This is a genomic window from Rhizobium sp. CB2179 (genome assembly GCF_057653455.1).
Genome location: NZ_CM172781.1, coordinates 743190 through 769582, shown reverse-complemented (window position 1 = coordinate 769582; position 26393 = coordinate 743190). Strand labels below are relative to the sequence as shown.

31 protein-coding genes, 1 tRNA gene and 1 pseudogene are annotated in these 26393 nt (G+C 61.3%); 15 read left to right on the top strand and 18 right to left on the bottom strand.

The window, feature by feature from the left end:
- Positions 1 to 458: 458 nt before the first annotated feature.
- Positions 459 to 695 (top strand): hypothetical protein, encoded by a 237-nt coding sequence (locus AC244Q_RS03720; protein WP_026158563.1) that lies wholly within the window; start codon positions 459 to 461, stop codon positions 693 to 695.
- 203 nt (positions 696 to 898) lie between these two features.
- On the opposite strand, the gene AC244Q_RS03715 is transcribed toward AC244Q_RS03720, so the two are convergent.
- Positions 899 to 2473, bottom strand: a complete 1575-nt coding sequence (locus AC244Q_RS03715; protein ID WP_128408270.1) for a carboxylesterase/lipase family protein — start codon at positions 2471 to 2473, stop codon at positions 899 to 901.
- Positions 2474 to 3072: 599 nt separating this feature from the next.
- On the opposite strand from AC244Q_RS03715, the gene AC244Q_RS03710 reads away from it, so the two are divergent.
- Positions 3073 to 3894, top strand: a complete 822-nt coding sequence (locus AC244Q_RS03710; protein ID WP_128408271.1) for a phosphotransferase — start codon at positions 3073 to 3075, stop codon at positions 3892 to 3894.
- A 409-nt stretch (positions 3895 to 4303) separates the two neighbouring features.
- Here AC244Q_RS03710 and AC244Q_RS03705 read toward each other — a convergent pair whose 3' ends face one another.
- Positions 4304 to 4630, bottom strand: a complete 327-nt coding sequence (locus AC244Q_RS03705; protein ID WP_017990605.1) for an NIPSNAP family protein — start codon at positions 4628 to 4630, stop codon at positions 4304 to 4306.
- Positions 4631 to 5643: 1013 nt separating this feature from the next.
- On the opposite strand from AC244Q_RS03705, the gene AC244Q_RS03700 reads away from it, so the two are divergent.
- Together AC244Q_RS03700 and AC244Q_RS03695 are read left to right on the top strand one after the other, a co-directional pair.
- The gene (locus AC244Q_RS03700) at positions 5644 to 6069 is read left to right on the top strand and encodes a hypothetical protein (protein WP_128408273.1); all 426 of its coding nucleotides are present in this window, start codon (positions 5644 to 5646) and stop codon (positions 6067 to 6069) included.
- 106 nt (positions 6070 to 6175) lie between these two features.
- A complete protein-coding gene (locus AC244Q_RS03695) occupies positions 6176 to 7078 on the top strand; it encodes a translation factor GTPase family protein (RefSeq protein ID WP_128408274.1) in 903 nt (300 codons plus the stop codon).
- Between the two features lie 583 nt (positions 7079 to 7661).
- On the opposite strand, the gene AC244Q_RS03690 is transcribed toward AC244Q_RS03695, so the two are convergent.
- The 8 genes from AC244Q_RS03690 to AC244Q_RS03655 form a co-directional block, all read right to left on the bottom strand.
- The gene (locus tag AC244Q_RS03690; protein ID WP_487764148.1) at positions 7662 to 8255 is read right to left on the bottom strand and encodes a hypothetical protein; all 594 of its coding nucleotides are present in this window, start codon (positions 8253 to 8255) and stop codon (positions 7662 to 7664) included.
- Between the two features lie 13 nt (positions 8256 to 8268).
- Positions 8269 to 8466, bottom strand: a complete 198-nt coding sequence (locus AC244Q_RS03685; RefSeq protein ID WP_003546099.1) for a response regulator transcription factor — start codon at positions 8464 to 8466, stop codon at positions 8269 to 8271.
- Complete coding sequence (locus AC244Q_RS03680) at positions 8463 to 8762, bottom strand: GcrA family cell cycle regulator (protein WP_027689641.1); 300 nt, start codon at positions 8760 to 8762, stop codon at positions 8463 to 8465. Before AC244Q_RS03680 ends, AC244Q_RS03685 begins: the two co-directional genes overlap by 4 nt.
- A complete protein-coding gene (locus tag AC244Q_RS03675) occupies positions 8759 to 9154 on the bottom strand; it encodes a hypothetical protein (RefSeq protein ID WP_128408161.1) in 396 nt (131 codons plus the stop codon). Before AC244Q_RS03675 ends, AC244Q_RS03680 begins: the two co-directional genes overlap by 4 nt.
- The gene (locus tag AC244Q_RS03670) at positions 9120 to 9485 is read right to left on the bottom strand and encodes a hypothetical protein (protein ID WP_128408159.1); all 366 of its coding nucleotides are present in this window, start codon (positions 9483 to 9485) and stop codon (positions 9120 to 9122) included. Before AC244Q_RS03670 ends, AC244Q_RS03675 begins: the two co-directional genes overlap by 35 nt.
- A 32-nt stretch (positions 9486 to 9517) precedes the next feature.
- Positions 9518 to 9793 (bottom strand): sigma-70 family RNA polymerase sigma factor, encoded by a 276-nt coding sequence (locus AC244Q_RS03665; RefSeq protein WP_128408158.1) that lies wholly within the window; start codon positions 9791 to 9793, stop codon positions 9518 to 9520.
- Positions 9794 to 10039: 246 nt separating this feature from the next.
- Positions 10040 to 10258: a hypothetical protein gene (locus tag AC244Q_RS03660; RefSeq protein WP_128408157.1), complete on the bottom strand. Its 219-nt coding sequence runs from the start codon at positions 10256 to 10258 to the stop codon at positions 10040 to 10042.
- Positions 10255 to 10446, bottom strand: coding sequence for a hypothetical protein (locus AC244Q_RS03655; protein ID WP_017993244.1), 192 nt, complete (start codon positions 10444 to 10446; stop codon positions 10255 to 10257). Before AC244Q_RS03655 ends, AC244Q_RS03660 begins: the two co-directional genes overlap by 4 nt.
- 142 nt (positions 10447 to 10588) lie before the next feature.
- Here AC244Q_RS03655 and AC244Q_RS03650 point away from each other — a divergent pair, with 142 nt between their 5' ends.
- The 4 genes from AC244Q_RS03650 (at position 10589) to AC244Q_RS03635 (ending at position 12833) form a co-directional block, all read left to right on the top strand.
- On the top strand, positions 10589 to 11236 hold the full coding sequence (locus tag AC244Q_RS03650) for a S24 family peptidase (protein ID WP_049735360.1): 648 nt from the start codon (positions 10589 to 10591) through the stop codon (positions 11234 to 11236).
- An 867-nt stretch (positions 11237 to 12103) separates the two neighbouring features.
- On the top strand, positions 12104 to 12367 hold the full coding sequence (locus AC244Q_RS03645) for a hypothetical protein (protein ID WP_128408156.1): 264 nt from the start codon (positions 12104 to 12106) through the stop codon (positions 12365 to 12367).
- A gap of 11 nt (positions 12368 to 12378) precedes the next feature.
- Positions 12379 to 12612 carry a hypothetical protein gene (locus AC244Q_RS03640; protein WP_012756412.1) on the top strand — a complete coding sequence of 78 codons (234 nt, stop codon included), beginning with the start codon at positions 12379 to 12381 and terminating at the stop codon, positions 12610 to 12612.
- The gene (locus AC244Q_RS03635; RefSeq protein WP_128408155.1) at positions 12609 to 12833 is read left to right on the top strand and encodes a hypothetical protein; all 225 of its coding nucleotides are present in this window, start codon (positions 12609 to 12611) and stop codon (positions 12831 to 12833) included. Before AC244Q_RS03640 ends, AC244Q_RS03635 begins: the two co-directional genes overlap by 4 nt.
- 26 nt (positions 12834 to 12859) lie before the next feature.
- On the opposite strand, the gene AC244Q_RS03630 is transcribed toward AC244Q_RS03635, so the two are convergent.
- Positions 12860 to 13099 carry a DUF982 domain-containing protein gene (locus AC244Q_RS03630; protein WP_012756410.1) on the bottom strand — a complete coding sequence of 80 codons (240 nt, stop codon included), beginning with the start codon at positions 13097 to 13099 and terminating at the stop codon, positions 12860 to 12862.
- A gap of 183 nt (positions 13100 to 13282) precedes the next feature.
- Here AC244Q_RS03630 and AC244Q_RS03625 point away from each other — a divergent pair, with 183 nt between their 5' ends.
- The 3 genes from AC244Q_RS03625 (at position 13283) to AC244Q_RS03615 (ending at position 16287) form a co-directional block, all read left to right on the top strand.
- The gene (locus tag AC244Q_RS03625) at positions 13283 to 13471 is read left to right on the top strand and encodes a hypothetical protein (RefSeq protein ID WP_128408154.1); all 189 of its coding nucleotides are present in this window, start codon (positions 13283 to 13285) and stop codon (positions 13469 to 13471) included.
- A 9-nt stretch (positions 13472 to 13480) separates the two neighbouring features.
- Positions 13481 to 14500: a helix-turn-helix domain-containing protein gene (locus AC244Q_RS03620; protein WP_128408153.1), complete on the top strand. Its 1020-nt coding sequence runs from the start codon at positions 13481 to 13483 to the stop codon at positions 14498 to 14500.
- A gap of 200 nt (positions 14501 to 14700) precedes the next feature.
- Complete coding sequence (locus AC244Q_RS03615) at positions 14701 to 16287, top strand: hypothetical protein (RefSeq protein WP_128408152.1); 1587 nt, start codon at positions 14701 to 14703, stop codon at positions 16285 to 16287.
- A gap of 81 nt (positions 16288 to 16368) precedes the next feature.
- On the opposite strand, the gene AC244Q_RS03610 is transcribed toward AC244Q_RS03615, so the two are convergent.
- The 3 genes from AC244Q_RS03610 to AC244Q_RS03600 form a co-directional block, all read right to left on the bottom strand.
- Positions 16369 to 16617: a hypothetical protein gene (locus AC244Q_RS03610; protein ID WP_017993236.1), complete on the bottom strand. Its 249-nt coding sequence runs from the start codon at positions 16615 to 16617 to the stop codon at positions 16369 to 16371.
- A 238-nt stretch (positions 16618 to 16855) separates the two neighbouring features.
- The gene (locus AC244Q_RS03605) at positions 16856 to 17581 is read right to left on the bottom strand and encodes a Crp/Fnr family transcriptional regulator (RefSeq protein WP_113548536.1); all 726 of its coding nucleotides are present in this window, start codon (positions 17579 to 17581) and stop codon (positions 16856 to 16858) included.
- 147 nt (positions 17582 to 17728) lie between these two features.
- Positions 17729 to 18037 (bottom strand): hypothetical protein, encoded by a 309-nt coding sequence (locus AC244Q_RS03600; protein WP_164902425.1) that lies wholly within the window; start codon positions 18035 to 18037, stop codon positions 17729 to 17731.
- Positions 18038 to 18494: 457 nt separating this feature from the next.
- On the opposite strand from AC244Q_RS03600, the gene AC244Q_RS03595 reads away from it, so the two are divergent.
- Positions 18495 to 19640: a nucleotidyltransferase family protein gene (locus AC244Q_RS03595; RefSeq protein ID WP_244432261.1), complete on the top strand. Its 1146-nt coding sequence runs from the start codon at positions 18495 to 18497 to the stop codon at positions 19638 to 19640.
- A gap of 77 nt (positions 19641 to 19717) precedes the next feature.
- Here the strand turns inward: AC244Q_RS03595 and AC244Q_RS03590 are convergent.
- A tRNA-Pro gene (locus AC244Q_RS03590) sits at positions 19718 to 19794 on the bottom strand.
- Between the two features lie 261 nt (positions 19795 to 20055).
- Between AC244Q_RS03590 and AC244Q_RS03585 the strand changes: the two genes are divergently transcribed.
- Together AC244Q_RS03585 and AC244Q_RS03580 are read left to right on the top strand one after the other, a co-directional pair.
- Positions 20056 to 20463, top strand: coding sequence for a hypothetical protein (locus AC244Q_RS03585; protein ID WP_003557243.1), 408 nt, complete (start codon positions 20056 to 20058; stop codon positions 20461 to 20463).
- A gap of 84 nt (positions 20464 to 20547) precedes the next feature.
- Positions 20548 to 20730, top strand: a pseudogene (locus tag AC244Q_RS03580) (hypothetical protein); the annotation flags it as partial.
- Positions 20731 to 21052: 322 nt separating this feature from the next.
- Here AC244Q_RS03580 and AC244Q_RS03575 read toward each other — a convergent pair.
- The 3 genes from AC244Q_RS03575 to AC244Q_RS03565 form a co-directional block, all read right to left on the bottom strand.
- Complete coding sequence (locus AC244Q_RS03575) at positions 21053 to 24448, bottom strand: acyl-[ACP]--phospholipid O-acyltransferase (RefSeq protein WP_128408150.1); 3396 nt, start codon at positions 24446 to 24448, stop codon at positions 21053 to 21055.
- Positions 24449 to 24540: 92 nt separating this feature from the next.
- Positions 24541 to 24822: a YiaA/YiaB family inner membrane protein gene (locus AC244Q_RS03570; RefSeq protein WP_003546080.1), complete on the bottom strand. Its 282-nt coding sequence runs from the start codon at positions 24820 to 24822 to the stop codon at positions 24541 to 24543.
- 49 nt (positions 24823 to 24871) lie between these two features.
- Positions 24872 to 25558: a PspA/IM30 family protein gene (locus AC244Q_RS03565; protein ID WP_128408149.1), complete on the bottom strand. Its 687-nt coding sequence runs from the start codon at positions 25556 to 25558 to the stop codon at positions 24872 to 24874.
- A gap of 112 nt (positions 25559 to 25670) precedes the next feature.
- On the opposite strand from AC244Q_RS03565, the gene AC244Q_RS03560 reads away from it, so the two are divergent.
- The gene (locus tag AC244Q_RS03560) at positions 25671 to 26279 is read left to right on the top strand and encodes a TetR/AcrR family transcriptional regulator (protein ID WP_128408148.1); all 609 of its coding nucleotides are present in this window, start codon (positions 25671 to 25673) and stop codon (positions 26277 to 26279) included.
- The last annotated feature ends 114 nt before the right edge of the window (positions 26280 to 26393 follow it).

The following is a 26393-nucleotide window of genomic DNA, read 5'->3' as shown; positions in this document are numbered from 1 at the left end:
AAAGTGCGGTGGTCGAACGGCCGGGGTGGCATTCTTTACGGATTGGTATGATCCCGGCAAAGTGCGCGTGAGAATGCCGCGCTACCAGCTCTCCTGCGGCATGCAGTGGACGCCTCCCTTCCCGCGATCGAAACGACAACCCCGCGCCTTCGATGACGACAGCGACCCACTGCGTGCCGCGCCGGATGATCCTTGGCTTGAGCAATCGGCTCAGCACCCCCACCCACTCAGAGATCGCCGCCCGCCCCTCATCCGGCTGCCGCCACCTTTGTAACGCTCGCTGGTGAGCCTCGCCTTCTTCCCCGGGGGCCGGAGCACGGGACGGTGGCGGAGCTGTTCCTGCCGTTGAGTGGTTCATCTTCGAAAGTGGACGAAATGTTCCAATCCATTGTCACCCATTGACGTGAACAGGTTTCACCCCAATACGGTCAGGCCAGCCAGACGACAACAGGAGTGCAATCGTGAGCGAACCAACCGTAGCAGATGCAACAAACCGCATTTATGAGTCGCTCCAGGCGGACAACGCCGACATCGACGTGCATATCGCGGCCCTGAAGGCAGCGTTGACGCGGGCGGGTGTGAAAGAGGCCGTATTCGACCCGGCCAGGCTCGTGCAGAACAACCGTTCTGGCAGGAAGCGGATGGAGGCCTACTTTCGGCAGCGCGGTGTCACGGTGAAATTCTCAGCCTCGTGAAGCCTTGCTATGAAGGCAGGCGGCTGTAGTCACCCTCAGTGGGGCCTGACACCACGGTTGCTGGTCTTGCGGGCGCGGTCGGCGAAGGTTTCGGTGACCTCGCCTTCATGGCCTTTGACTGAGAACAGCGATTGCGCCCTCGGGCTCGGGGCCGGGACTGCAGCCCTCGGGATGGCGGAGGCTAAGCGACGGGCACCACCCCGTCACTCCTCTTCCTCCCAATACCTTTGCCAGAGGTCGAGCCTTGGCTTCAGCGGATCTGCTCCGAACGTCACGCCGTGATTGGTGAAGTCGATGACCCTGTGGACGAAGGGGTCGTGGTGAGGCCATTTTGGCCGTGAGCCGCCATTGGGGTCACCGCTCGTTGCAAAATCGACCCAGTAAGCACTCGCCAATGTGGCCATGGCCCAGTCGGCAGGCGTAACCTTGTCTTTCACCAGTGCGTCTGGAATGTTGAGCGTATACGGAATTTCGAAGCCGTGCGGAGTGCCTTTCCATGCCGGATCGTTGCGGAGAGCCTCGGCGACATAGGAGAAACGATACCACCACGTCGGCTGACCAGCGCGGATCATCTCGTCAGCGAGGTGGCGAGACGGTTCGACAAGTGTTTTGTCAGCCAGAACCTGCTGCTTCAGCTCATCGAGGGTCTGTTGGCCCGTGGGATCGTAGAGGCTGTGGGCTTCGGCTGCATGCTTCCCGAACAGCGCGAAGAGATCGTCTTTCGTCGCGGCCTGACCAAGACCGAGATCTCGATCATTTGCCCCGACGATGACGGGAACCGGCGCCTGCCGGCCTGCCGCAAAAGCCGCTTCCGGCGTTTCGAGCAAAAACCGTCCGTCAATCATCGCGCCTGAGATGCCGATGACGGGCTTGCCTGTCGACATTCCCGCCAGCACCTCTTCTACCGATGCACCTTCGGTCAGCTTTTCCGCAGGCAGCGCCCGAAGTGCCGTGAGAGCCTCGGCATCGCTCCCGTTGATCCCCAGAGAAGCCGCATAGTCCAACGCGGCTTTCTCTGCTTCTTTCAGAGGTGACAAAGGCGTACTCTCAGCACGCGCGGTTGGCAGACCAGGTGACTGTAGAATGGCGCCGCGGAAAAGCCCCCGTGACAATGGCGATATCATGTGCGCCATCACCGAGCCGCCACCGGCCGACTCTCCGAATATCGTCACTTTCTTCGGATCACCGCCGAAGGCTTCAATATTTTGCTGGACCCATTTCAAGGCTGCAAGCTGGTCCATGTAACCATAATTGCCGACGGGCTCGTCAGGGGATTCCTTGATCAGTGCAGGATGGGCAAAATAACCCAGTCGTCCCATGCGGTAGTTCATACTGACGAACACGACTCTCCGGGCGGCCAGCTGACCACCGGGATACTGAGGGGTGTTTCCATGGACAAGAGCGCCGCCGTAAATCCAAACCATCACCGGCAGCGGCGTCCGGGGACGCTTGATGGGTGTCCAGACATTGAGGGTCAAACAATCCTCTGACTTCGGCAGGTCGTCGGTCTGCATGCAGGACGGGCCGAAATCGCGGGCATCCCTGGTCCCGTTCCATCTCTCCGTTGGTCTGGGATTGCGCCATCTCAGATCACCAACCGGCGGTGCCGCGTAAGGTATGCCTTTGAAGCTGACGACCGTGCCCGATCTCTCACCCTTCAGCATTCCGCTGTCGATCGTAACGGTGTCGTCTGCCGCACCCAATCGTGGCGCGAACGCCAGTTGACACGATGCGACGGCCAAAAAGAGCAGAAACTTGCGACGGCCGTCCACAAACACTGCACTCTCCAACGCCAAGTTGAGACAGTTTGAGAGCAAAATACTCCCATAGAGCGGCACCGAAAAGGGTTCATCAGACGTCGACCAAAGTCGCTATGTCGGCATCGGCCTCTTGCTCGCGCTCATTTATCTGGGCGCCAGGACAAAGTTCTTTGAACGGCGGTGGACCGAGTAGCTCGGGGGCGGTCAACCGGTCTTAGACCCGCGGCGTTTTGGACGCGAGCAGCGGATCCCATGTCATGCGGCAATCCCGCACATAGATCGCAGCCTGCCCCTCATCCGGCTGCCGCCACCGACCGGGGTCGAGCCACGGGTCTCGCCCCGTCCTTCGGACCCCCGCGCGCGGGGAGAAGGGACATGCCGCACCGGCTTCCTCAATCTTGACGCTGCGTTTGGCACGTCCCCTCGCCCCGTTTTTACGGGGTGAGGGTTAGGGTGAGGGGCAGTTCCCGGCGTGAAACGGATAGCGCGGGAGTCCGGGCTTTCGCGGCTATTGCCTGCTGCGATCGTCGATGACGTCGGCTCGACGCTCCGTTCCTTTCGCCTTTGCAGGAACCTTCTCCGTTGACCCGTCAGTTCGCCCTCGCCTAAGCTAGGCTATGAACGAGCCAGAAATTCCTCTTATCGGCGGCAAGGATTCGAATGTCGTGCGCATCGGCGAAACGGTGCGGCGCGGCGGACGTGCGTGGTCTCCCGCCGTTTTAGACCTGCTGCGGCACGTCGAGCGCCAGGGATATGATGGCTGCCCGCGTGCGCTGGGCCTCGATGACCAAGGCCGGGAAGTCCTCACCTATATCGACGGTGACGTCGGCAACGGTGAAGGCTTCCTTCCCGATAAAGGCGGTCGCTTCGATCTCCGTCTCCCGGATTATGTCTGGCGCGACAGCGTCCTCGAGCGCCTGGGACAATTGCTGCGATCCTACCACGATGCTGCAGCCAGCTTCTCATGGCGGGATCGCGAATGGCGTCTTGACGCCCGCCACCCTGTTGAAACGGTCTGCCACAATGACCTGACGCCGTGGAATACGGTGTTTCAAGCAGGGCTCCCCGTGGCTTTCATCGATTGGGACGCGGCAGCGCCGGGACCGCGCGCCTGGGACCTCGGCTTTGTTGCCTGGCGCTGGGTGCCGTTCTGGCGTGACGAGAAATGCGAGGCGCATGGCTTGCAAACGGGCGTCCGCGAGAAAGCCCGGCGCTTTCAATTGTTACTCGATGCCTACGGGATAGAGCCCGAGATCGGCATCATGCAGGCCGGAATCGAACGGGTTCGGCAAATGCAGCAACATATGCGCAACCTTGCTGCAGCGGGTTCCGCATGGGAGATGGAATTGGCCAGCCGCGGCGTGCTTGACGAGGGGATGCTTGAGGTCGCCTGGATGGAAGACCATGCGACAGACCTGATCCAGCGCCCACGCGGGTGAGCGTAGGGCCGAGCAGCTCCGGCGTCACCCGGCCCTCGTCCCGCCGCAAGCCCCCTGCTCGCCCACGAGAACAGCGGCGGCGGCATCTGGTGCAGGCGCGCTTTTGCTCTCCGAAGCCACTGAGATCTGACCCAAGCGATTTTGCCGACGGTGATGAAGAGCCGTCGGCGAAGCGCCCCATTCCGGCCGTTCGAGCAGCGTTGGCGATATCCTAGAGCATGATGCCGAAAAGTGTGGTCGGTTTTCGGACGACATCATGCTCCAACTATTTAATTTAGAACAGGATTCAGATTTTAGGCCGACCGGGCCTAAAATCATCCTGTTCTAGGAGCTGCCGTTCTTCATCGCTTCCGCGGATGACCAGATCGGGTGGAATTCCGACTGGCGGCCAGCGGGGATCGGTAGTGTCTTACTTTACTGCCGAAAAGGCGGTCGGTGACAACAGCTGGCTAGAGATATTGGAGAGGATTTGCCCGTCGCGCTCTGACTCGTCGCGGGCCTTAAGCCATGCAGGATCAGTGGTGAAAGCATTCCATTTCACCTCGCGATCAGCTAGCGATTCCCAGGCGATGAGATAGGTGAGACGCTGGCTGCTTTCGCCCACGATTGTGGTGAAGAAACCCGCCTGCTTGATGCCGTGCTTGTCCCATATTGCCAGCGTATGTTCAGCAAAGCGGTTGAGCAGCGCGGGCAATCGGCCGGGCAGGCAGTCGTAAATTCTGAGCTCGTAGATCACAGTCTTGCTTCCTTATGTCCCTTGAGAACGACATGTGTTTGGCAATTGCTCCCCCGCGCCCACAATGTCCTCAAAACTTGCAGCAACGTCAATTTCACGGTGGATCCGTCAATATCCCTATTAGAACAGGCCCTGCAGGTATGTGCGAACAGCTAAACTTCTGTCAATCCGATCGCCTGTGTTTAGGCGTGGCAATTTTGACCCCCTGGTGATGTAGATCAGCGCTTGGCCTGCCCGGCGCTGGCCGGGGTTGCAGAGGGTGGGCCCAGGAGGATCTGCTCTAGCCTTACCGGGATCGAGCCACTGGTCTCTACCGTCGTGAGGCCAATGGGAACGGAGAGGCTGCCGCAAGTCTCTTCTCCCCTCGGGGAGAAGGTGCCGGCAGGCGGATGAGGGGGCCACACGGCACACCCTCCCGACACCCTGAACACTGTCGAGACAATGCCGTCGCGGCCGAAGCCCGCATGGACGTTGTTGGAAAGACCGGCTTCGCAGGCCCCCCTCGCCCCGTTTCCGCCCGTGTCTCCAGGCCGCAGCACGCAGGCCGGCATGGATCCTCGGGTCAAGCCCGAGGAAGACGGAGGGTGGGATGAGCTCTGCGGCAAATACAGCAATGGCAGACGGAATAAGGGCGGCTTCGGGCGGCTTAGCTCGACTTTTCTGCCCATTCTGCGGCGAACAACTCGCTCCAGCGAGACAGAACACCGTAGAAAAGACCAGCGTCCAACCATTCTTCGCTGAGCGTGGCACCGACATCTTCGGGAGAGTCCGTGTTGATGAAGGCGATAAGGCGAACCTTGTTTCCGACGTCCAACTGCAGAACGCAGCTTCCGTCATCAAAGGCCCGCATCAAGTGCCGGCCGCTACCTCCTTCGAGCTAATTGCAACTTTCGGCAAAGGCACTATCGTCGAGCGCAGAGGTTCAATCAGCCCCACAGGAAGGCGTCCGAGGCGACTTGCGTCCATCCGGAGATTGCAAGCGGCACCGCGAACATGATTTTTGGCAAAGGGCAATGAACGCTCCGGTCGAGACTGAACGTGAAATCATCCAGGACGATGAAATGCGGAGTGCGATACTGCACAGTCTGATCGCTGTCGGGCCATCCAAGCCGATCGGATATTTGCCGATCTATACCATCAAGCGCTTTCTCAAGACGACCCCGAAGGCTCTTGCAGCTTCTGCGGCCAGACGTGGGCTGGCAACAGCGCTGTTCACGACCAAAACCTGCCGTATCAAAAGTGGGGCATTTTACGTTTACGATCGCGTCGCACTGGAGATCCTCCTCAAAGAACAGGCAGAGGCGGTTCAAGCGGCCGGGCTACCCTCGAACGCCGGTGCCTTCGTGGCGCACATCGCTGCCGTCTGGTACGACACGGACCACTCCGCACATGGGATCATTGCGACCACGTTCGGCGAACCACCGCTCGAAGTCGATTGAACTGGGGACGAGGTTTGGCGGCCCGCGAATGGGGTTCAAACTGTTTCCGTTCCGCCTGCCCTAACCGGCCACGACGGTATAAGCCGGAGCGCTCAAGGGAGTTCGCATGACCAAAACACCCAATGATCTGGTTCAAGTTTCGATTCTTCCGCGATCTGAAAAAGATGGGGAGAGACTGGAACTGGCGATCCGCTCCATTGCGAAGAGAAATCCTTCGAGTGCTTGGACTGACCGCGAAAGCAGCTCTGCGATCCTCAGGGGAGCAAGCCAAGCGGATATCGATGTGAAGGTTGACAGCATAAAGCGTATTTGCGGGATCGACTGCAAGGTCGGCCCACCCCGGGTCATATTCCGCAAGACGATCGCAAGAGCGATCGAGATCGACTACACGCACAAGAAGCACTTCGGCGGCACCGGCGAGTTCGCCCGCACGAAGCTGGTTGTTGCGCCGAACGAGCCGGGCGACGGCTTTGAATTCAAGTCGCAGATCGTCGGTGGCGCCATCCCGGCCGAGTACATTCCCGCCATCGAAAATGGATTGAAGAAGGCGATCGGCGGGAGCGAACTTGACGTCGTTCCGGTAGACATCAAGGTCCGCCTGGTCGACGGCGCTTTCCATGATGTCGATTCATCGGCGGCGGCCTTCGAGATTGCGTCCAGCGGGGCTCTGCTCGACGCGTTCCGGCAGAGCGGCTCGCTCTTATTGGAGCCGATCATGAAAGTTGAGATCGCCACCCCCGCCGACCATACGCGCCTGATCGTTGAAGATCTGGCTTCGCGTCGCGGCAGTATAATGGATAGGTCTGTCCTCGGCGACGCCGTCTTGGTCCATGCGATGGTGCCGCTGGCAAACATGTTCGGTTATGACGGCGAACTGAGCACCTTGTCGGAAGGCCAGGCGGTCTGCACGATGCAATTCGACCACTATGAGCGAACTCCGGCTGAAGATCCCGATCCTCCATTTCGGCCAGCCGCGGCAATCAAATTGGCGTCTGGCGGAGCGGTTTGATTTCAAACCGACATCGGCGAGCCTGCGGCCATCAGGCTTTCAGGACGGCCCGAGACGCAGTTGCTGCGCCGGGCCGAATAGCTCCGGTTCAATCACCCAGCCCTCGAGCCTCAGATCCATGCCCGTTGTTGATGGAGGGAGGCTGGCGTGGATCCTCGGGTCAAGCCCGAGGAAGACGGAGAGTGGGGTGAGCTCGGCGGCACATACAGCGCCAACAACTGTGAAAATCCACATTTCTTTCGGACTGGCTTCGCAACCAACCGGCGCGTGAGGCGGGGCGGCCAGCCCCGTCCTTCGAGGCCCCTTCCGGGGCACCTCAGGATGAGGCTGGAGAGAGGTTGCGGCCCTGGTTTAACGGGAATCGCAACGGCAGGGCACACCGACCAGCCCTCATCCTGAGGTGCGCAGGCCAAAGGCCGGAGCCTCGAAGGACGGGGGCGGGTGGCTGGACGCCAATGGCAGCATTGGTATATCGAGGCAGGCGGGAGGCCAGCCCCGTCCTTCGAGGCCCCTGCGGGGCGCCTCAGGATGAGGCTGGAGAGAGGTCGCAGCCCCGGACTCCCGAGAGGAGCCTTACCCCCCATCAACCACCCCTCACCCCCCGCAACGCCGTCAACCCCCTCCGCAGCCACAGCAATTGCTGCGGCGGCATCTGGCGCAAGTGTTCATAGTCCATCACCGTGACGTTATAGACCGTGCTGCGCACCTGCGGTCCGTCAGGGCAGCGGAGCAGGATGCCCTGCAGCGCCATCATGCGGTTGCTGGCCTTGCGGGCGCGGTCAGCGAAGGTTTCGGTCTGCTCGCCTTCGTGGCCTTTGACTGAGAACAGCGATTGCGCCCTTGGGCTCGGGGCCGGGATGCCTGTGGTCTTGTGGTAGCGGGCGATCGCCTCGGCATAGTCGTCGCCGGCCTGGCGCTGCTCGGCGGTGATCAGGCCGTCGAGGAACATGCGGCCGAGGGTGTAGCCGGCAAAGGGGCTCTTGACCGTCTCATCATCAACCGTCCGGCCGAAGCCGTGGATGCGGCGGCGGGCTGATATCGCCACGCTGATATTCTCCTTCTCGGTTTCGAAGGGCTTGATCTTGCCGCAGGGAAAACGCTCGACATTTTCCTTACGCGGACGGCCGGCGCCCTTGTTGACCCGTCCTGTCTTCACCTTGGTGGCTTTGCCGCCCATGCTGATCGTCCTTCTATCGAATGATGCCGTTTCTGAGTGCCGCGGCGACCAGCGCCGTATCCTTGAAGACGCCGAGCCGCGCCTTGGCGTTGGCAATGTGCGTATTCACGGTGATGTGGGAGATGCCGAGAATGGTGCCGATCTCGGCGGCCGTCTTGCCCGCCGCCATCCAGCGGATCACTTCGGTTTCGCGCGGGGTGACGTTGCTCATGGCTCTGCATACCCATCGATGCAGGGCACGCGCGGCATCGTCACGTGGGCGCCCGACAGGGTCACCCGCGTCACGCGGTCGGGGTGGCGGATCGGCTGGACCGGCGGGCCCGCCTTCGGCTGCGGATGCCAGGTGTCCTGCCGGGAGGGGAACCTGTCGCGGTTGCGATGCGCCATGTTGATGACGGTGTTCTTCTTCGAGCCGAAGAGATTGGCGATCTCTCTTGCCGACAGCCCTTCCTTCCAGAGCTTTTCCGCCTTGACGATCTTGTCTTCCGTCCAAAAAGTGATGGTCATCTCAATGCCTCCTCGTGTCGTGCGGCCCTTGCAATGATCGGATTGTCGGGAAACATCCTGGCGAGCTCCCGCTTGGCGCTGCGGCTGCCATTGGCGGCGTCGCGCAGCAGCTGCATCTTGTAGGCCGGGACTTTCGGCTGCGGCGTCTCGGGCTCCGCCTCCATGCGCGGCCGGCTCTCCGCCTCGATCGCCGCCTTTTGAATGCGGCATTGCTCGGCAAAACTGGCTGAGCTCGGGGCAAAGGCGCGGTTATGATCCCTGACCTTTCCGGAGATGAAGAGTTTGGCGGCCTGCCAGACCGCCTCCACCGGGATGCCCTCGATCGCGACGAGATAGGCGCGGATCTGCATGTCGGGATCAGTGCCTGCGGATGCCGGGAAACCCGAAAGCATCCCAGCTATGATCTTCACCGGAGAGGAAATCTCTTGCGGCATCCACTGTCGTCCTTCTCGTGCTGCTGTTGATCGACCCGGCCTCCCTCGCCTTCTCCTTGAGGTACCAGTCGCATTTGATCGCCTGCCAGCCGCGGAAGATCTGCATCTCGGCGGCGCCGATCGGGTCGCCGGTCATGAGATATTCCCTCGCCTGCATCCTGGCGGCATAAGCCGTCAGCGGCTTCTTCAGCGTGCGCTTGCGATGCTCGATGATCGCTGCCGCGAGCTCCTCCCCCAGCACCGGGCTGAGGATGTCCATGATCTCCTGGCTCACTGTGTCCTTGCCCATGCGATGTCCCTTTCCCGGTTGAGATGGCCTCTTCAAACCCGCAGCCTCCGTCGCCCGCCGGCAAAATTGACCGGGGCGCCGGACCTGGCGGTGCGGCGGGGAAACCGCCTGATCTCACCGGCATGGTCCTGCTGGGCGGTGTCGCCCTTTTCCGCGCTTCGAAGCCGGTGGATCTCGGTTTCCACCGACGGCACCGACCTCCCCAGGAGGGCCGCGATCTCGATGTAGTCCCGGCCGCTGCGGAAGAGCTCGAGCGCGTTCATGTGCGTGCTTTGCTGCGCTGGCGTGGCCTCGGCCTGGATGCTCATCGCTTGATCCTTCTTTCCGATTTCAAGCGCGGCTCGCCGTTCCCGCCGGAGCGGGTGGCTCGTCCCGTGCTTGATTCAAATTCATCGATGACGACCGGAGCCGGCTCATGCGGGAGCAAAAGCTCCGGTCGTCTGCCAGGCCGCCGCCTGGGTCGGGCGCGAGCGCGCCCGGTGGGCACGACACAGTCGCGCCCGGGGATGCTGGCGTCGCCGAGGGAGGGCGACGACGCCAGCCACCGATAGCCGTCAGGGAGGGGCTGGGCTATCGGGGTGGGTGACCGGCAGAGCGCCGGGCAAGATCATGGTCTCGCTGATCTCTTCCGGGCGCGTCGGCCGATCGCAATTTTCGCAGTGGCGCTCGATCACCTCGGCAATCGACAGCGCCTTTGCGCAGATCGGGCAGCCGGTGTAGCGGGCGCCGCGGCGCTGGAACTCGCCGGCGGGTGTTGCGGTGGCGATGGTCATAGCGATTCCACCTCCCGGTTGGCGTTCAGCACCTGCTGCAAGGCCTTGGCGAGGAAGGGAATATCCTCGTTGCGAACTGATATCGCAGACATCCGCCCTCCCCTTGGCCCTTGCGGCCGGTGAATGACGACGCCGGTCGGCATGACGTCCATGGCGAGCCGCTCTTCGCTTGAGATGGTGAACCTCATGCCCTGGTCTCCCTAGTCTGGAAGGCTGGACCGTTGTTGATGATGTCGGTGTGTGTCATGGCGATTAGGGTACAATTAATACCCGTAATGTCAAGCACATTAGGGCATGACATGTACCTTAATTTAGGGTATTTTTTATATCATGTTGAAAGATCAGGAACAATTTGAACGCGAAGAACGCGCAAAGCGCCTCGTCATGGCCAGGAAGAATGCGGGCTTTGCCGGGCCGAAGGCGATCGTCGATCGGTTCGGCTGGAATGCCAATGTCTACAAGGCGCATGAGTCCGGCCGCAACGGCTTCGGCATTGCCGATGCGAAGAAATATGCCCGCGCTTTCAAGGTCAATCTCAACTGGCTGCAGTTCGGCACCGGCAACGCGCTCGATCCGGATGAGCTGCCCGCCTCCGTCGCCGATGTGCCGAAGATCTCCTGGGTCAGCGCCGGGCAGCTGAGCGAGCAGGCGCCGATCACCGATTTTTCGGAATTCCCGACGGTCGCCGCCCTCGATCTGCCCGATGGCGAATGGATCGCACTCGAGGTCGAGGGCAATTCGATGAACAAGATCTCGCCGCCCGGCTCGATCATCTTCGTCAATCTGCGCGACAAGCGCCTGGCGCCGAACGCGCTCTATGTCGTTGCCGACGAGACGGGGGCTGCGACCTACAAGCGCTATCGCCCGAACGATAACCCGCCCTTCCAGCCGGCGTCCTACGAGGACGTGCCGCCGCCGGAATTCCAGGGCGCCGTCACCATCGTCGGCCGCGTCCGCCGCTCGATCATCGAGATGTGAGGCTGACAGCCAAAGCTCGGGAATAACGCCGGGAATCAATCGTATTTCAATAGGTAAAACAGGATGATACGCCCTTCCTCATGCTCTGGCCGAATCTGGTTCTATATCGTCACGATAGCGGTGTTGCTCCTGGCGTACAGTGCCGCGCGCGCGATGTACGGCCTGTAGGATTTCGCTCCGGAGCTCGCCGAGCCCTAGCCGGGATCACGATGTATATCGGGACGATTCATCCTCTGAAACCAAAAATTGCGGAAGCTTCGGATGCCCTTCGCGCACCACTCGTCACCGCCACCAGGATGGAACGATGGCCGCGGGGAATGTCCTTCGGCAGCTTCTCATCCCATGGATCGTAAATTCGGTGATCCCAGACCCGCCTCGATCACCTAGTCGGTGATTTCGATTTCGTTGCGCATGGCCGGCCTCCTTTTTTCTCGTAGCTTTCATACTCCAACTTCAGTTCTCTATCCTCTCTCTTCAGCTTAGGAGGAGAAGGTTCCTGAAGGCTGGTGAGGGAGGGTTCCGGCCAAAGCTTCCCCCTACCCCATGAGCAAAGCCCATGAAGCCGGGAGAGCATTGGCCAAGTCCTGAAGGCCGGAGCCGGGATGGGACACGTGCCAGAGGGGCCATTCGCTTCGCCCTCGTCCTGATTTTCTGACAGCACACTTAAGGACTTTCGCTTCCCGCGCCGCTGGGCTTCGTCAGCTCGGGAGTTGCACCCGGTCGCCCAATCACTGGCGACAGACATAAACCTATGATTCGTACCCCGTCAATCGCAGAGGTATTTTTTATACCTTTTGCGATTGACGTAATCGGGTATTATATATACCTTTCCCTCACAGGCCGACCAGAGGCGCGAGAGGACAGGCGATGCAGCACATCCGCAATATCGAGACCGAGGAAAGCAGGCGGGACGCCCGCTGGAATGCGGCGCGCACGATGGGCGACTGCCGCGCCTATATGGCGAACGAAGCCCAGCGCATGGGCGCCCTCGGCTTTGCGTTCCTCCGCCGTCCCGAACATTCGATCCGCGGCCCGTCCTGGCTGCGGGGTGCGAGCGCCTCCGTCGCGGAGCACTACCGCTATGCCCGCGAGATCATGGGCATTACCGATATCGATCAGCTTTACGCCTGAGGAGAAGGGAGATGTCTGCCGCCAATCCCGCACCAGAGCCATCGACCGAGAGCCCTTCCCTTCCTGCCGCCCGACGGGCCGGAGCAAACGAAAAGACCCGCGCCCGCTTCACCGCCGGGGCACCCGATCTCCTGAAGGCACTGGTGGAGGCCGAACGTTTCTTCGATGGCAGCGACGATCACGGCTGCCCGCTTCACCAGAAGATCCTCGCCGCCATCGACACGGTGAAAGGCGGTGCGGCATGAGCGATTGCCTGATCAAGGTCTTTTCCGGCTGCGCCTGCCCGCCCGGTGAATGCGCGAAAAAGCCGGTCGTCCCGGCACCGGTCACCTTCGTCTCGTGGCGGACCCAGGCCATCGCCTGCCTCACCTTCGGCTTCCTCGCGGCGATCGTCTCGGCCGCCTGGATGGAGACGCAGTTCAAAACCCGGGATCTGCGATACCAGGAGCATGTGTCATGGAAGTGAGCCAGGGCTTTCGCCGACACCGCCGCTCAGGAGCTGAACTTGATGTCGCTCGCCTTCGCCGCGGTAATGAATGCCCGCCGCACCTGCTCGGGCCCGGCGGCATCGTTGAACACGTCGAGCACAAGCCGCTCGGCCACCTTGGCTGCCGGCGTCTGCTCGGGCCAGTCGTTCAGCAAAGTGTTGCCGGCCTGAACGACATTATAGACCGTCCTCACCTTGCCATTGATGGTGATCTTCACCGGCTTGAACCTTCGTCGCCTGCTCATGATGCATCCCCCTCACGCTGGAAATACGCGACTCAACGAATCACCGCGGGACTCGTTCCGGTTGAGATGATTCTTTGTTCGCCAGCCGGGCGCCGAGCCCGATGTCCTCCGCCTGCATGACAGAGCGGGGCTCGGATGCGTGCGAGAATGCGGCAGATGAAGCCCGAACCGGGAGGCAACACAATGGACCTTCAGAGTCTCGTCGCCGCGCATATGCCAAACCGCCGCCGCCCGACGCAGATGGGCGCCGCGGCCGAGGACCGATACTACCGAAATCAGATCACCCTGCCGCGCCTGAAGCTTCGGCTACTCGGGCTGACTGCCGCGACCGCCGGCCTGACGCTGTTTCTGGCCGGCGTCATCCACACATGAGGTGCCGCCATGCACCGACAGACCGATCATGTTATGCTGCGATCCGTTGTGGGGGACCGCGCGATGGACGACAGCGAGGCTGACCGGGCGGCGATCATGGCCGTGATCCGCGCCGAAACCGAGGCCTGGCTGCAGCGCGACTTCGAGGCGCTGGCAAGCCACTGGGTGCAGTCGCCGCAGACCCGGCGGATGGAATACTTCGCCTCGCTCGGCGTCCGGGTGGACGAAGGCTGGGACCCGATCGCCGCGCGGATCAAGAAGATCGTCGAGCGATTCCCGGAGAAACACGCCTTTTCGGAGCGTGTCCGCTGGGAAAAAGTCAACATCGTCGTCGACTGCAACATGGCCTGGATGACCTTCGATCAGATCGGCAGCGACACCGGCGAGGATCGCAAGCGCCAGCTCCGGATCCTCCACCGGATCGACGGCGCCTGGAAGATCGGCTGCATGGTGATGATGGAGAGCAGCGTCGAGGAGGCGAACTGCCCGCTGATCGAGGTCGACGCGGATGCAAGGATCCTCTGGACGAACCGGCTGGCGCGGGAGCGGATGCATGACCATCCCGGGCTCGTCGCCGCTGCCGGCCGCCTGCGTGCCCGGCAGCGCGAACGCGACGAGGCACTCCGCGAGGCGGTGCGCCTGGCGTTCCGCGAGCTGCAGAGCCAGAGGCCGCTGAACATCGCGCCGAAGCAGGCCTGGGCGGTGGCGCTCGGCGAGGACGCGGCGGGGATTCCGCTCCACTGCTGGGTTCTGCTCGAGGACGGCAAGACGCTGGTCTCCTTCGACGACGCCGAGACGCTGGTGCGCCGGATCGCGAGCGCGCGGGAGGTCTTCGGCCTCTCGCCGGCGCAGACCCGGCTTGCTCGCCTGATCGTCGATGGCCACGACCTCGCCGCCGCCGCCGATCTGCTCGGGGTCAGTGTCAACACGTTGCGCACCCAGCTACAGCGCATTTTCGACAAAACCGGCGTCCGCAGCCAGGCGGCATTGGTGCGGGCGCTGTTGAGCGCCGGGGCTCCGAGTCAATAGGCTCGACCGCCGGCGTCTCGCCGGGCCAATCCCGCCGCACCTGCTCGGGCTCGGCGGCATCGTTGAAGACAGCAGCTTGGCAGCTTTGACCGCGGCCCCTGCTCCCGGCACAGCACCTCACGCACCGATCTGAACCTGATCTAAACCCGACCTTCCAAAGAGATCGTGATATGGTTGGCGTCCAATTTGGAGAAGGGGCTATGCTGAAAAATCCCATCGTTGGACTGGCGGTTGGCGCGCTTATGGTTTTTGTGCCCCACGCAGCAGCGACTGCCGATCCGCTCCCCAAAGGTTTTGAGCGCCACAAGTTCAACGGATCGGTCAGACCGGAGGTCAAGGACGGCGTGACCCGGTTTGAGATATTCGACCGTCAGTGTTCCCATGTCGACTATGGAGATGGACGCGGCGAAAATGATTGTCGCAATGGCAACGTCCGCTCAACGATTCGCTACACGCGAGACATGAAGGTTGGCGAAAGCGTCGAATACAAGTTCGATCTCCGGCTCGATCCGACTTTTGCCTACAAGGGCTGGCAGAACAACTCCGCAAACGGCTTTTATCCCGATGGCTGGGACAGCCATTTGCGCCTCGCGTCCTGGGAAGGACCGGCAATCCACAATTTCATCTACATGCTGAAAGCCGACACGCGCAACGGCGTGAACTTTCTCGCCCGCCAGTGCCAAAAACCGCAAGATTTCGGCAAATGGGCGACATTCTCGCTGAAAATCCGATGGGCAAACGATGCGAGCGGATGGGTTACGGCAAGCTGCGACAACAAGGTGATCTACGCCGCCGAAGGCGAAGCAACCAACCAAGCTCCGCATTGCTGGGAATCGAACGAGTGCGAGCCGCAATCAAACCGCGACCCAAAATCATTCAACTTCATTCTCGGCCCGGTGATGATGGGTTGGGGCAATGAATGGAAGACCTATGACCATCATACGTCCCAGTTTGACGTGGTGCAGCCGGATGGTATCGGCATCGATGTCCGCAATGTCAGTGTGACCCGCGGTGTCAGCGACTATTCCGCCAAACAAGCAGTTTTGCTCAAGACGTTGCAGCAGCAACTGGCTCATTTGGGCTGCAAGCCAGGGAATGTCGAGGGCAAGCCTGACAAGGCAACACGGCAAGCCGCGCTCTCCTGCCGCACGTTCGAGAGCGGTTCGCTTCCCCAAGCGCTCAACCTCACGACACTGCAAGCCTTCGCTGACGCCTATGCCAAGCCGGAGACCGCAAGTCTGCCGTCAGGCAAGGCCGCGGCTGGCGCCGAAAACGCTTCGTCAAAACCGAGGACCTATATCAAGCTGGGCGAAATGCTCGCCCTGACGACAGGCAAAGACACCAAGGTGAATTCCGACTTCTTTGGCAAGATCAAAGGCGCCAAGAAGGGGCAGAACGAACTGGACTTCATCATACTGGGTCAGTTCGACTACACCGACAAGACTTTCAGCCAGCTGTCATTTGTTCTGCAAGACAAGCTCTCCAAGCCCGAAGTGAAGGCGGCGGCCAGGTGCGGCTATGGGACGATCAGATTTCCAGACGGCACAGATCATGTGGAGATCCGCATGGAAGGTTCAGGAAACACGTTCTCGTCGCCGCCAAGAACTGACTGCCTGATTCAAGCGCTCGGCAAACGACCGGCATCGCAGGTTCCCTACCTCACCAAGGGGTTTGCCGATCTGGCTAAATCAATGGTTTCCGACGGCGGTTGGAAGAAACTCAGGCATGACGGTTTGAAGATATTTGTCAAACGTGTTGCGGATGGTGAAATCACCGTCGGCGGCTGAGTCGCAGCATTGCGCCGCAGGTTCCATCGGCCGCGAGCGCCTTTTCGCGCTCTAGGGTCAAGCCGGGAGAAGACCGATTCACTAGTGATGAGACGTGGACGTCGGCGCGTTGACATCAAGTGAGTGAAGGCAATCAAACTTCGTGATCAGCAGCGTGACCAGTTCCTCGCGCGTCCTGTGTCCTTGATTATAGAAGTCGAACGCCGCGCTGCAAAGCAGCTGTGTCGATTGTTCCGTTGGCGTGGCGCGATTATGCCGGTACCAAGTCCGAACAGCATCCGAAAGCATGCTCACGTCTGCTAGCTGGAGTGAGGGATCGAAGTCCGTCATATCTTCCTCATTGAGCGTCGCAACAGCTCACCCGGATCGCGATAAGACAACCGTAGTGCATCAAGCTCTGAAGGCCAACCATCAGTGCGGTTGCGCACAATTGCCGGCGATGACATGGGACAGTGGCGAATGCGTTATCGATGCCGTTGCCTTGAGCGCGACGGAGAGAGGCAAAACGAACCAGGCGATATCCTGCTCGCGTTGCCTTTTTCGGAAGCGGTTAAGCGAGTGGACTAATCTACCTGGCGCGGAGCGGAAGACCCAGCACCTTTTCGTATTCGCGCTCCGGCACTCCATAGCAGCCACCGGCAATTTCGATCAATTTCTCCCTGTCCACTATTCTAACGTTTCCGCGGGTCGACCGGATGGCCTGGACGCCCTCAAGCACGTGTAGTTCATTGGTGACACCCGAACGCCGGACACCAAGCATCAATGCCAGAAATTCATGGGTAATTGCCAGGTTGTTGCCTTCAAGGCGATCGTGACACATCAGGATCCACCGAGCCAACCGTTCATGCATATTGAAGCGGGCGCTCGCAAGCGCCGAATGTGCGAGCTGCAGCACGGTTGTGTGAACATAGCGAAGGAAGAAATCCTTCATCTCGGGATCATCGGCCAGCGCGCGCTGAAACGTCTCCATCGGCACCATAATTCCCGAGCCTGCGACTTGCATGAACGTGCGCGTGGGGGTGGTCTCTACCGCCAGGACGACGTGCATGCCGGATGCGCCTTCGGGCCCGATGTGGCCGATCTCCACCGCTTCTTCGTCGGTGCTGCCGACAACCATAGATCCCAAGCCCCTTTCCAAGAAGCAGACATGCGTGGATGGGACGTCGCTAGCAACAAGAACATGCCGCAATGGAAGGTCGACGCGCTCCATCTCTCCCGAGAGGCGTGCGAAGCCGTCTACGCTCAACAATTTCAGCAGAGTGTTCTCGACCGTCGATTGGTCGAAGTGGGGCATAGTAGCTCCGCGTGGGGAGCTTGGATGTCAAACCAAACGCCTGTGGGTGTCGTGAAAGCTACGGGACGGCCAAAGATTTGGCTATCGATCCCGCGAAAGTGTGCGTTTATGACAAAACAGCACATAAGCCACTGACATTGTCGATGATCAGCGACGATAGACCGGCAACGATGTTCGTTGCCGACCAAAAGAGCTTAGCACATTTTGCCTCTGCATGCGCGCTGATTGCGAAAGGGACGAGCGATTCACAATACGAATATCTGCCGTTTGTGGATCGTTGATATAAGTCGCAATCAATCTCGCCAGCCAAGTCGGCGGCAATGCGCTTCGGCGGTAGGGACGGCCCCCTTCGGTCAGCATAGGACCTGGCAGATAGACCGTGGCTCCGCGGAAACTGACGATCACCGCCTTTGTCACGCTATCGAAGACGATAGCCATATCAGGCTCATAGGCCATTTGTTTTCCTGACGGCGCTTACTCCATCGAGATGTGCTCTTATTGGAACATCAATCCCTCAGGCGCGGGGCGCTTGGTGCGGAACCGCACAGGAACTTTTCAGACTATCAATGGGTTAGGTCGCAAGGATCGCGCAGGTGCCCCCTCGTGACGGGGCCGTACGCCACCCCTTGCAGTGCGATCCGCCCCTACCCAATTGCCCCGTTTCGGCGGGGCTCCTTTTTGATCCACAGCGCGCAAGGCGCGAGGGCGGTCAGGACGCGGCAGGGTTTGGCGATGATGTCACACGCACGTTCTGCGCCACAGGGAGCCGATGCACCGCTCCCGTTCAGCCGCGCCTCAGTTATAATTTTCCTGCAGAAACATTATAGCCAGAGGAAGGATGGGCTTTCGGCCGGTCGAATGCGGTGTTATAATCTTTTTATAGGAAAGTTATAACAAGAGAAAATCCGTGCCCATCCGCGAGATCGATTTGATGTACCAGACCATGCTGGCGGAGCTCGGCCAGCGTTCGCTGGACGGAAGTTTTGTCGCCGAGTTCCCGCTGGAGGGTCGGTTCGTCTCCGTCCCCGTGAAGGGCAAGGAATACTGGTATTTCGATCATCCGGGCCAAGACGGAGTCAAACGGTCTTATGTCGGGCCAAAGAATGACGAGGAGCTTACGAAAAGAGTGACCGACTTCGGCGCGATCAAGGATGATCTCCGAAACCGCCGGCGAATGGTGGCCACTCTTACGAGAGAAGGCGGCATGAACGCACCGCCCAGGTTTACGGGCGACATCATCGAGGCGCTTGCCAATGCAGGGCTCTTCCGTCTGCGCGCGGTTCTCGTCGGAACCGTGGCATTCCAGACCTATTCCGGCATTCTCGGCGTTCGACTGCCGGCGTCGCTTATGCAGACGAGCGATGCCGACTTCGCCCAGTTCCATTCGATCTCGACGGCGGTCAACGACAGCATCCCTCCCATAGGCGAGGTTCTTGAAAAGCTGGACCCGACATTCCGGGAGGTCCCACATCTCAACCATCCCACGCGCTCGACCCAGTTCGTAAACGCGAAGAACTACAAGGTCGAATTCCTGACGCCGAATACGGGCAGCGACGACAATCAGCAGAAGCCCGCTGATATGCCCGCCCTTGGGGGAATTTCTGCCGAACCGCTCAGATTCCTCGATTACCTCATCTACAACCCGATCAGGACCGTGATCCTTCACAAGAGCGGCATTACGGTCAATGTTCCCGCTGCGGAGCGCTACGCAGTTCACAAGCTGATCGTCGCCTCGCGGCGGCAGAACGACGACAATGGCGTGCTCAAGCGCGAAAAGGACGTGCAGCAGGCTTCCCATCTTTTCGAAGCGATGGGCGCGACACGCCGCCATTCCGATCTTGCGCTGGCCTATTGCGAGGCGTGGGAACGCGGTCAGTCATGGCGTGACGCAATTGCACGCGGATTGTCGTTCATGCGACCGGACCGCCGTCTACAGCTCATGTCCGTTCTCGCCGAAGGCATGGCGGAAATTGGCGAAGATCCCGCCCGTTACGGAGTTGAAACTGGCCCTGACGGAGCCGGGGGAACTTCGACACCTGCGCCAAAGTCCCGCCGTTAGGAAACTTGATCGGTGGGGAGGAGACGAAGGCTGAGATCAGCACAAACGAAAAACCCCGCCGGAGCGGGGTTTCTAGCTGGTCGGAGTGGAGTGATTCGAACACTCGACCCCCACGTCCCGAACGTGGTGCGCTACCAGACTGCGCTACACTCCGTGACCAGCGGCGCTTCTATAGAACAGCCTATCTGGTTGCACAAGCACCAAATTCCAAAAAGCCGGCGGAATTTTTGACGGGGTTGTGACAGGTTCGGACGGCTGCGGCTGCAGCAAAAAGCCACACCTCTCGCAAATCGAACGGAAGTCTCAAAGGAGCAATTTTCTTTTGCCAGGTTCCGCGCTAAAGGGCAGACAGGACAGGCGAAACCGCTGCGACGGCGGCTTCGCAGCCAATGCGCTTGAGATCAGGGACGACACGATGAATTTCCGCACCATGACCGCGGCCGGGCTTGCAATTGCGCTTGCCGGATGCACGACCATTCCTTCCGCCGGCAACCCAATCGAGGCCCGCTGGGTCGGCAAATCGGCCGGCATCTTCTTTGCCGCCTACGGCCCGCCGATCAGCGACAGCGAGCAAGGCTCGACCACCGTCTATACCTGGCGCGGCGGCTACAAGACCGTGCGCATTCCGGCGAAATATGCCGAAGGCGCCGACGGCAAGCGCGGCAAGCAGATTTCCGCCGCCCGCACCGCCTATCTGCGCTGCCAGGCCGAAATCACCACCAGCTCCGACTACACGATCCGCGACATCCGCACCGTCGCCGATATCCCCGGCGTCGACGGTCCGTCCTATTGCGCAGAGTTTTTGGCGCCGGAACAGAAGTAACGGACGGTTTGTTTGAATTGCATAACAGGCGGCCCGAGTGCCGCCTGTTATGCTGCTGACGACGTCTCGGCGCGCCGCTGCTTTCTGGTTTGTGCCGGGGGCAGCCCCTCATCCGGCTGCCGCCACCGCCGGGGTCGAGCCACGGGCCTCGCCCCGTCCTTCGGACCCCCGCCTGCGGGGCGAAGGGACCATGCCGCGACCTCTCGATTCCTCTTCTCCCCTCGGGGAGAAGGTGCCCGTAGGGCGGATGAGGGGGCCGGCGACGCCGGTCTTTCCAACAACACCATGTGAGTTCCACACCGCTCGCGTCGTCTCAATCGCCGGATAGGTTGTCACGAGAGGGGTGTGCCGTGTGGCCCCCTCATCCGCCTGCCGGCACCTTTGTAACTTCCCTTTATCCGCTCTTGGCGCTGTAATGCCTCTCCCCGAGGGGCGAAGGGATATACCGCGCCCTCTCCGTTCCCCACCAACCTCTCGCAGGGCACGTCTCCTCGCCCCGTTTGCGGGGGTCCGCAGGACGGGTCGAGACGAGTGGCTCGACCCCGGTAAGGTTAGGATGAGGGGCAACCCTGCAAGGAAGTGACCCCGCTCACGCCGCCTGTTCCCCCTGCGCCACACTCTCCGCCAGCTTGCGCGCCGCGACGAAATCGACCTTGCCGGAACCCAGCACCGGCACCTTGCCGATGGTGACTTCGGCCGGGACCATCATGTCCATGGCGCCCTTCGATTTGGCGAAGGCGAGGAATTCGGCACGGGTGGCGGTGGGGGCGTCGGTCAGGAGCACCAGGCGCTCGCCCTTCTTGGCGTCGGGCAGCGAGGAGACGACGGAGAGGGCGCCCGGCCAGAGCTCGGCGGCGAGCGTCTCGACGGCGGCGAGCGAGATCATCTCGCCGCCGATCTTGGCGAAGCGTTTGGCGCGGCCGCGGATCTTGACGAAGCCGTCCTCGTCGATAGTGACGATGTCGCCGGTATCGTGCCAGCCGTCGACGAGCGGCTCGAGCACGCCGGGCTTTTCGGCGCGCAGATAACCGGCCATGACATTGGCGCCGCGCACATGCAGCCGGCCGCCCTCTTCGATGCCGGGCACCGGTTCGAGCTTCCATTCCATGCCCGGCAGGATTTTGCCGACCGTGCCCGACTTGTTGTACATCGGCGTGTTGATGGAAATGACGGGTGCCGTCTCGGTGACGCCGTAACCTTCGAGGATGCGCAGGCCGAATTTTTCCATATAGGTCTGGCGGGTTGCGGCCTTCACCGGCTCGGCGCCGGAGAAGATATAGCGGATCGAGCGGAAATCGTAGGGATGCGCCGTCCTCGAATAGCCATTAAGGAAGGTATCGGTGCCGAAGATGATCGTGGCGTTGGAGGCATAGATCAGCTCCGGCACGATGCGGTAATGCAGCGGCGACGGATAGAAATAAACCGGCACGCCTGATATCAGCGGCAGCACGGTGCCGGCCGTCAGCCCGAAGGAATGGAACACCGGTAAGATGTTGAACACCTTGTCGCCGCTGTGGAAATCGATGCGGGCGGCGGCCTGGGCGGCATTCGAGAGGATGTTGCGGTGGGTGAGCACCACGCCCTTCGGCGTGCCTTCGGAGCCCGAGGTGAAGAGGATGACGGCCGGATCGTCCGGCTGGCGTTTCACCAGCGGCCGGGCCTTGCGGAGAAGCCCAAGGATCTTGTCCTTGAGTGAGATTTCGGCCCTGAGATCATCGAGCCAGACGATCTTCACCTGCTTTTCCATCTCGGCGATCACGGCACCGAGCTTCGCCTGGGTGACGAAGGCGCGCGAGGTCAGCACATGCCTGACTTCGGCGGCCTTGCAGGCGGAGAGGATATTGGCGGCACCCGCGGTGAAGTTCAGCATCGCCGGCACCTTGCCCGCGCTCATCACGCCGAGAAGGGTGGCGGCGGCGCCATTGGCATTCGGCAGCATGACGCCGAGGTTGTTTTCCGGGAAGCGGGTGCGGAATTTTGCGCCGAGCACGGCAGCGCCCGTGAGCAGCTTGCCATAGGTCAGCCGGCCGGTGACCGGATCCTCGACGGCGAGCTTTTTCATGCCGAATTCATGGCCGGCCTGAATGACGCGGTCGAGAACGGTGGAAGAGGTATCGGCGGTCTGGAACAGCAGGTTCGACATCACCTGATAAAGTGCGGCACCCGCCGCCGTGCGGCGCTTGCGGCCTTTCAGCTCCGGCGGCACTTCGAGCTTCACCGGTTCGAGAATGGTGACCTTGACCTTGGGGAACAGCCGGCGGCGGATCTTGCCGCTATCGAGATAGGAGAGATAGCTCTTCTCCAGCCCGTCGATCTTGACAGGCACGACCATCGAGCCTGTTTTGTCGGCGACCATGGCGGCGCCATCATAGACCTTCATCAGCGTGCCGGTGACCGTCAGGCGGCCCTCGGGGAAGATGCCGATCGGATTGCCATCCTGCACCACCTTGATCAGCGAACGCGTCGCCATCGGCTTTGTCGGGTCGAGCGGCAGGAATTTGCACATCTTCAGGAAGGGCCGCACCCACCAGGCTTGGGCGATCTTGTAATCGACGGCAAAGGTCGGCTCTTCCTCGGTGATGGCAAGCGCCAGGGCACCATCGAGCAGGCTGACATGGTTCAGCGCGATGATCGGCGCGCGGCCGGCCTTCTTGATATTCTCCAGCCCCTCGACCTCCAGGCGCATGAAGGCGCGGAACAGGATCGAGATGAAATCGCGGAAGGGATTGGTCGGCAGCGTCTTCAGCATCAGCCAGGCGACGGCAAAATTGATGATGCCAAGGCCGATCAGAATCTGGGGAATAGAGGCGCCGAGCGCCTGGACGGCGGCAACCAGGCCGAGGCCGACGGTGATGAACAGGGCAGACAGCACATTGGCGGCGCCGATGACGCGGGCGCGGCGGTCCTCATGCGCCCAGGTCTGCAGGGCGGCGAAGGTCGGCACGGCGATGAAGGCGCCTGCTATCGCCATGCTGGCGAGATCGATGGCGACACGGATGGTATTCTGGCCGGCAAAGAAACCGGCGATCGTCGTTGCATGGCTTGTGGAAGCCAGGCCCCAAAGGTTCCAGGCGAGATCGAGGCTGAAGAGGCCGAGCAGCGCCGTGCCGACAGGGGCCGGCAGCAGCACGATGCGGCCAGACGACATCCAGGCGGCAATCGCTGATCCCACGGCAACGGCAATGGCAAAGACGGTGAGATAGGCCGGCACGACGAGCTCGGAACCGCCGAGCAGCTCAGTCACCATGGTCGGCAGGATGGACAACACGAAGGCGCCGACCAGCCAGAACCAGCAGTTCATCAGCGCCGAACGCCACAGGCGTTTATCGGCGCGGATTTCCATGACGAGGGTGTAGCTGGAGCGGATGACATTGCGGTCGATCTGCAGATCCGGCGCCTTGGAGCCGGTGGGCGGGATCATCCGGCTGGCCAGCCAGCAAAGCACCGAAAGCCCCATCATCATCGTGCCGAAGATCAGCACATTGTCGCCGCCTGAGAAGGCGAAGGCGGCGATGATCGTGCCGGCGAGGATGGCGATGAAGGTGCCGCCCTCGATCCAGGCATTGGCCTTCGGCAGGTCGCGACGTTCGAGATGATCGGGCAGGATGCCGTATTTGATCGGCCCGAAAAGTGCTGAGACGATGCCGAAGCCGAACAGCGCCGCCATCAGCACGAAGATGGAGGAGAAGGCCAGACCGACCACCGCAAGGGCGGCGACCGCGATCTCGCAGCGTTTCAGCAGTTCGGCGATCTTCGCCTTGTCGTGCTTGTCGGCGAGTTCGCCGCCGAGCGCCGACAGCAGCAGGAAGGGCACGATGAGGATGACGCCGGCAAGCGTCACCAGGGCGGCGCCTTCACTGGCAGACATCTTGAAGAGAATGAGGAACACCAGGGTGTTCTTGAGGAAATTGTCGTTGAAGGCCGTCAGGAACTGGGTCCAGAACAGCGGCGCGAATTTCCTTGAGGTCATCAGATTGTGTTGCACGGCGGGTCCCTCTTTCGACTGGCAGAGAAGGCCACAGAGTTGTTACGCAAAAGTTGAATGCGGTAACAACTCTGCGCTGTGGTTAACCAAGATCAATCTTCATCGTTACGATTGAACTTGACCAGGAGTTTCTCGGTGCGGGCATCCTCGACCTTGCGGATCAGCTTCTCGGATTCGGCATTGTCGCGCAGCGTCTTGGTGATATTCACCGTGGTCTGCACCAGCATCAGAATGCCCATGGCGAGATAGCCTTTGCCCCAGAGATCGAGCGGCATCATGTAGAGGCCAAGCGCCAGCATGAAGGCGGCCGAGCCGAAGGAGATGTAGGAGAAGCTGACCCAGCTTGCGGAATGTTTCTGGAAACTGTCGTTCATTGTCTTAGTCCCTATGGTTCGATGGATGAATGGTTGGATGGATGCGATTTCAAGCAGCAGGCGTGATGCGGCTCTTCAGCCGCGCCAGTACATCATCGGCAGAGGAGCGCAGCGGCGCGCCGAAGCCGGCATTGGCAAGCTTTTCGATGATGCCGGCCGGGCGGATGGCGCCTTCCATGTCCTTCAGGGCGGCGGCCGTCAGCTCATTCTGGCTCTGGCGCAGGCGAAGGCGCGCCAGGGTCTCTTCGGCGTCGTCGAGCGTGGCAAAGCCTGGGCCGGCGACTGCGACATCGAGCTTCTGCGCCTCCTGCGTGGCCCGCGCCAGCCGCTCGCCGCGCTGCAGCTCCTGCAGCCGCGCCTCGGAGGCACGGACGATGCCCTTCAGCTTGTCGATCGCACCGGTGAACTGGGCTTGCGCCTTTTCCGATGCATCGCGCTCGGCTTCGAGATAGGCGATCGCCTCGGCCGCCTCGCGGGCCAGGCCCTCATTGCCCTTCGCCAAGGCGGCGGAGGCGCGGATTTCGAGATCGTCGATGCGGGCAACGATCGTTGCGTGCTGCCCCTTCTCCTGCTCGTTCTGGGCGATGGCGACCGCCACACTGCGGCGGGCCGACTGGATCGATTGGGCGGCATCGCGGATCTGCTGGGAAAGCAGCGGCACGGCGTGGCAGTCGGCGAAAGCCTGTTCGGCATCATGCGCCCTGCCCCGCAACAAAATGGAAATCAGTTTGAACATTTCCTTCCTCCGGTTTATGAACGTTGTTCACGAGAGGCGTTATGGCAGAATCATGAACGTCGTTCAAGATAAATTTTGAACGACGTTCAAAAAAATCGAAGTGGAATGGTGAATGGCCGGCAGACGAGAAGAAAAACGCGAAGACCTGAAGGCCCGGCTGATCGAGGCGGCGCGCGAGCGGATCGCCAAGGACGGGCTGGCAAACCTTAGAGCCCGCGACATCACCCAGGATGCCGGCTGCGCGCTCGGCGGCCTCTACACGGTCTTTTCAGACCTCGCCGAACTCGTCATCCACGTCAACTCCGCGACGCTGAAGGCGCTGGAGGCGAGGCTCACGCTGCCCGAGGCCAAGGATCGGCCGCCGACCGACCGGCTGCGCAACCTGGCGCAGGGTTACTTAAGCTTCGCGGTCGAGCACCGGAACCTCTGGAAGGCGCTGTTCGAGCACTTCCCGCCGGAATCGAGCCCGACGCCGCAATGGCATCTTGACGAGCACCTCTTCCTGATGGATGTGATCGCCGAACCGCTGGCCGAACTGCAGCCCGACATGCCCCCCGAAGACCGCGCCATCCGCGCCCGCACACTGTTCGGCGCCGTGCATGGCGTCGTCAGCATCAGCCTCGAAGGCCGCTTCGTCGGCCTGCCGCTGGAGCGGCTGGCACGGGAGGTGGATGAGCTGGTGCAGACGATTGCTGCGGGGGCGGAGCGGCGGCGGGGGTGATGGGGTGATTTCGTTGGTTTAGTGGTGGGACGCCACCCCACCCTCCGTCATCCTCGGCCTTGAGCCGAGGATCCATGCCCGCTGCCGTTTTCGCGCAGCCCCACCCCACCTCTC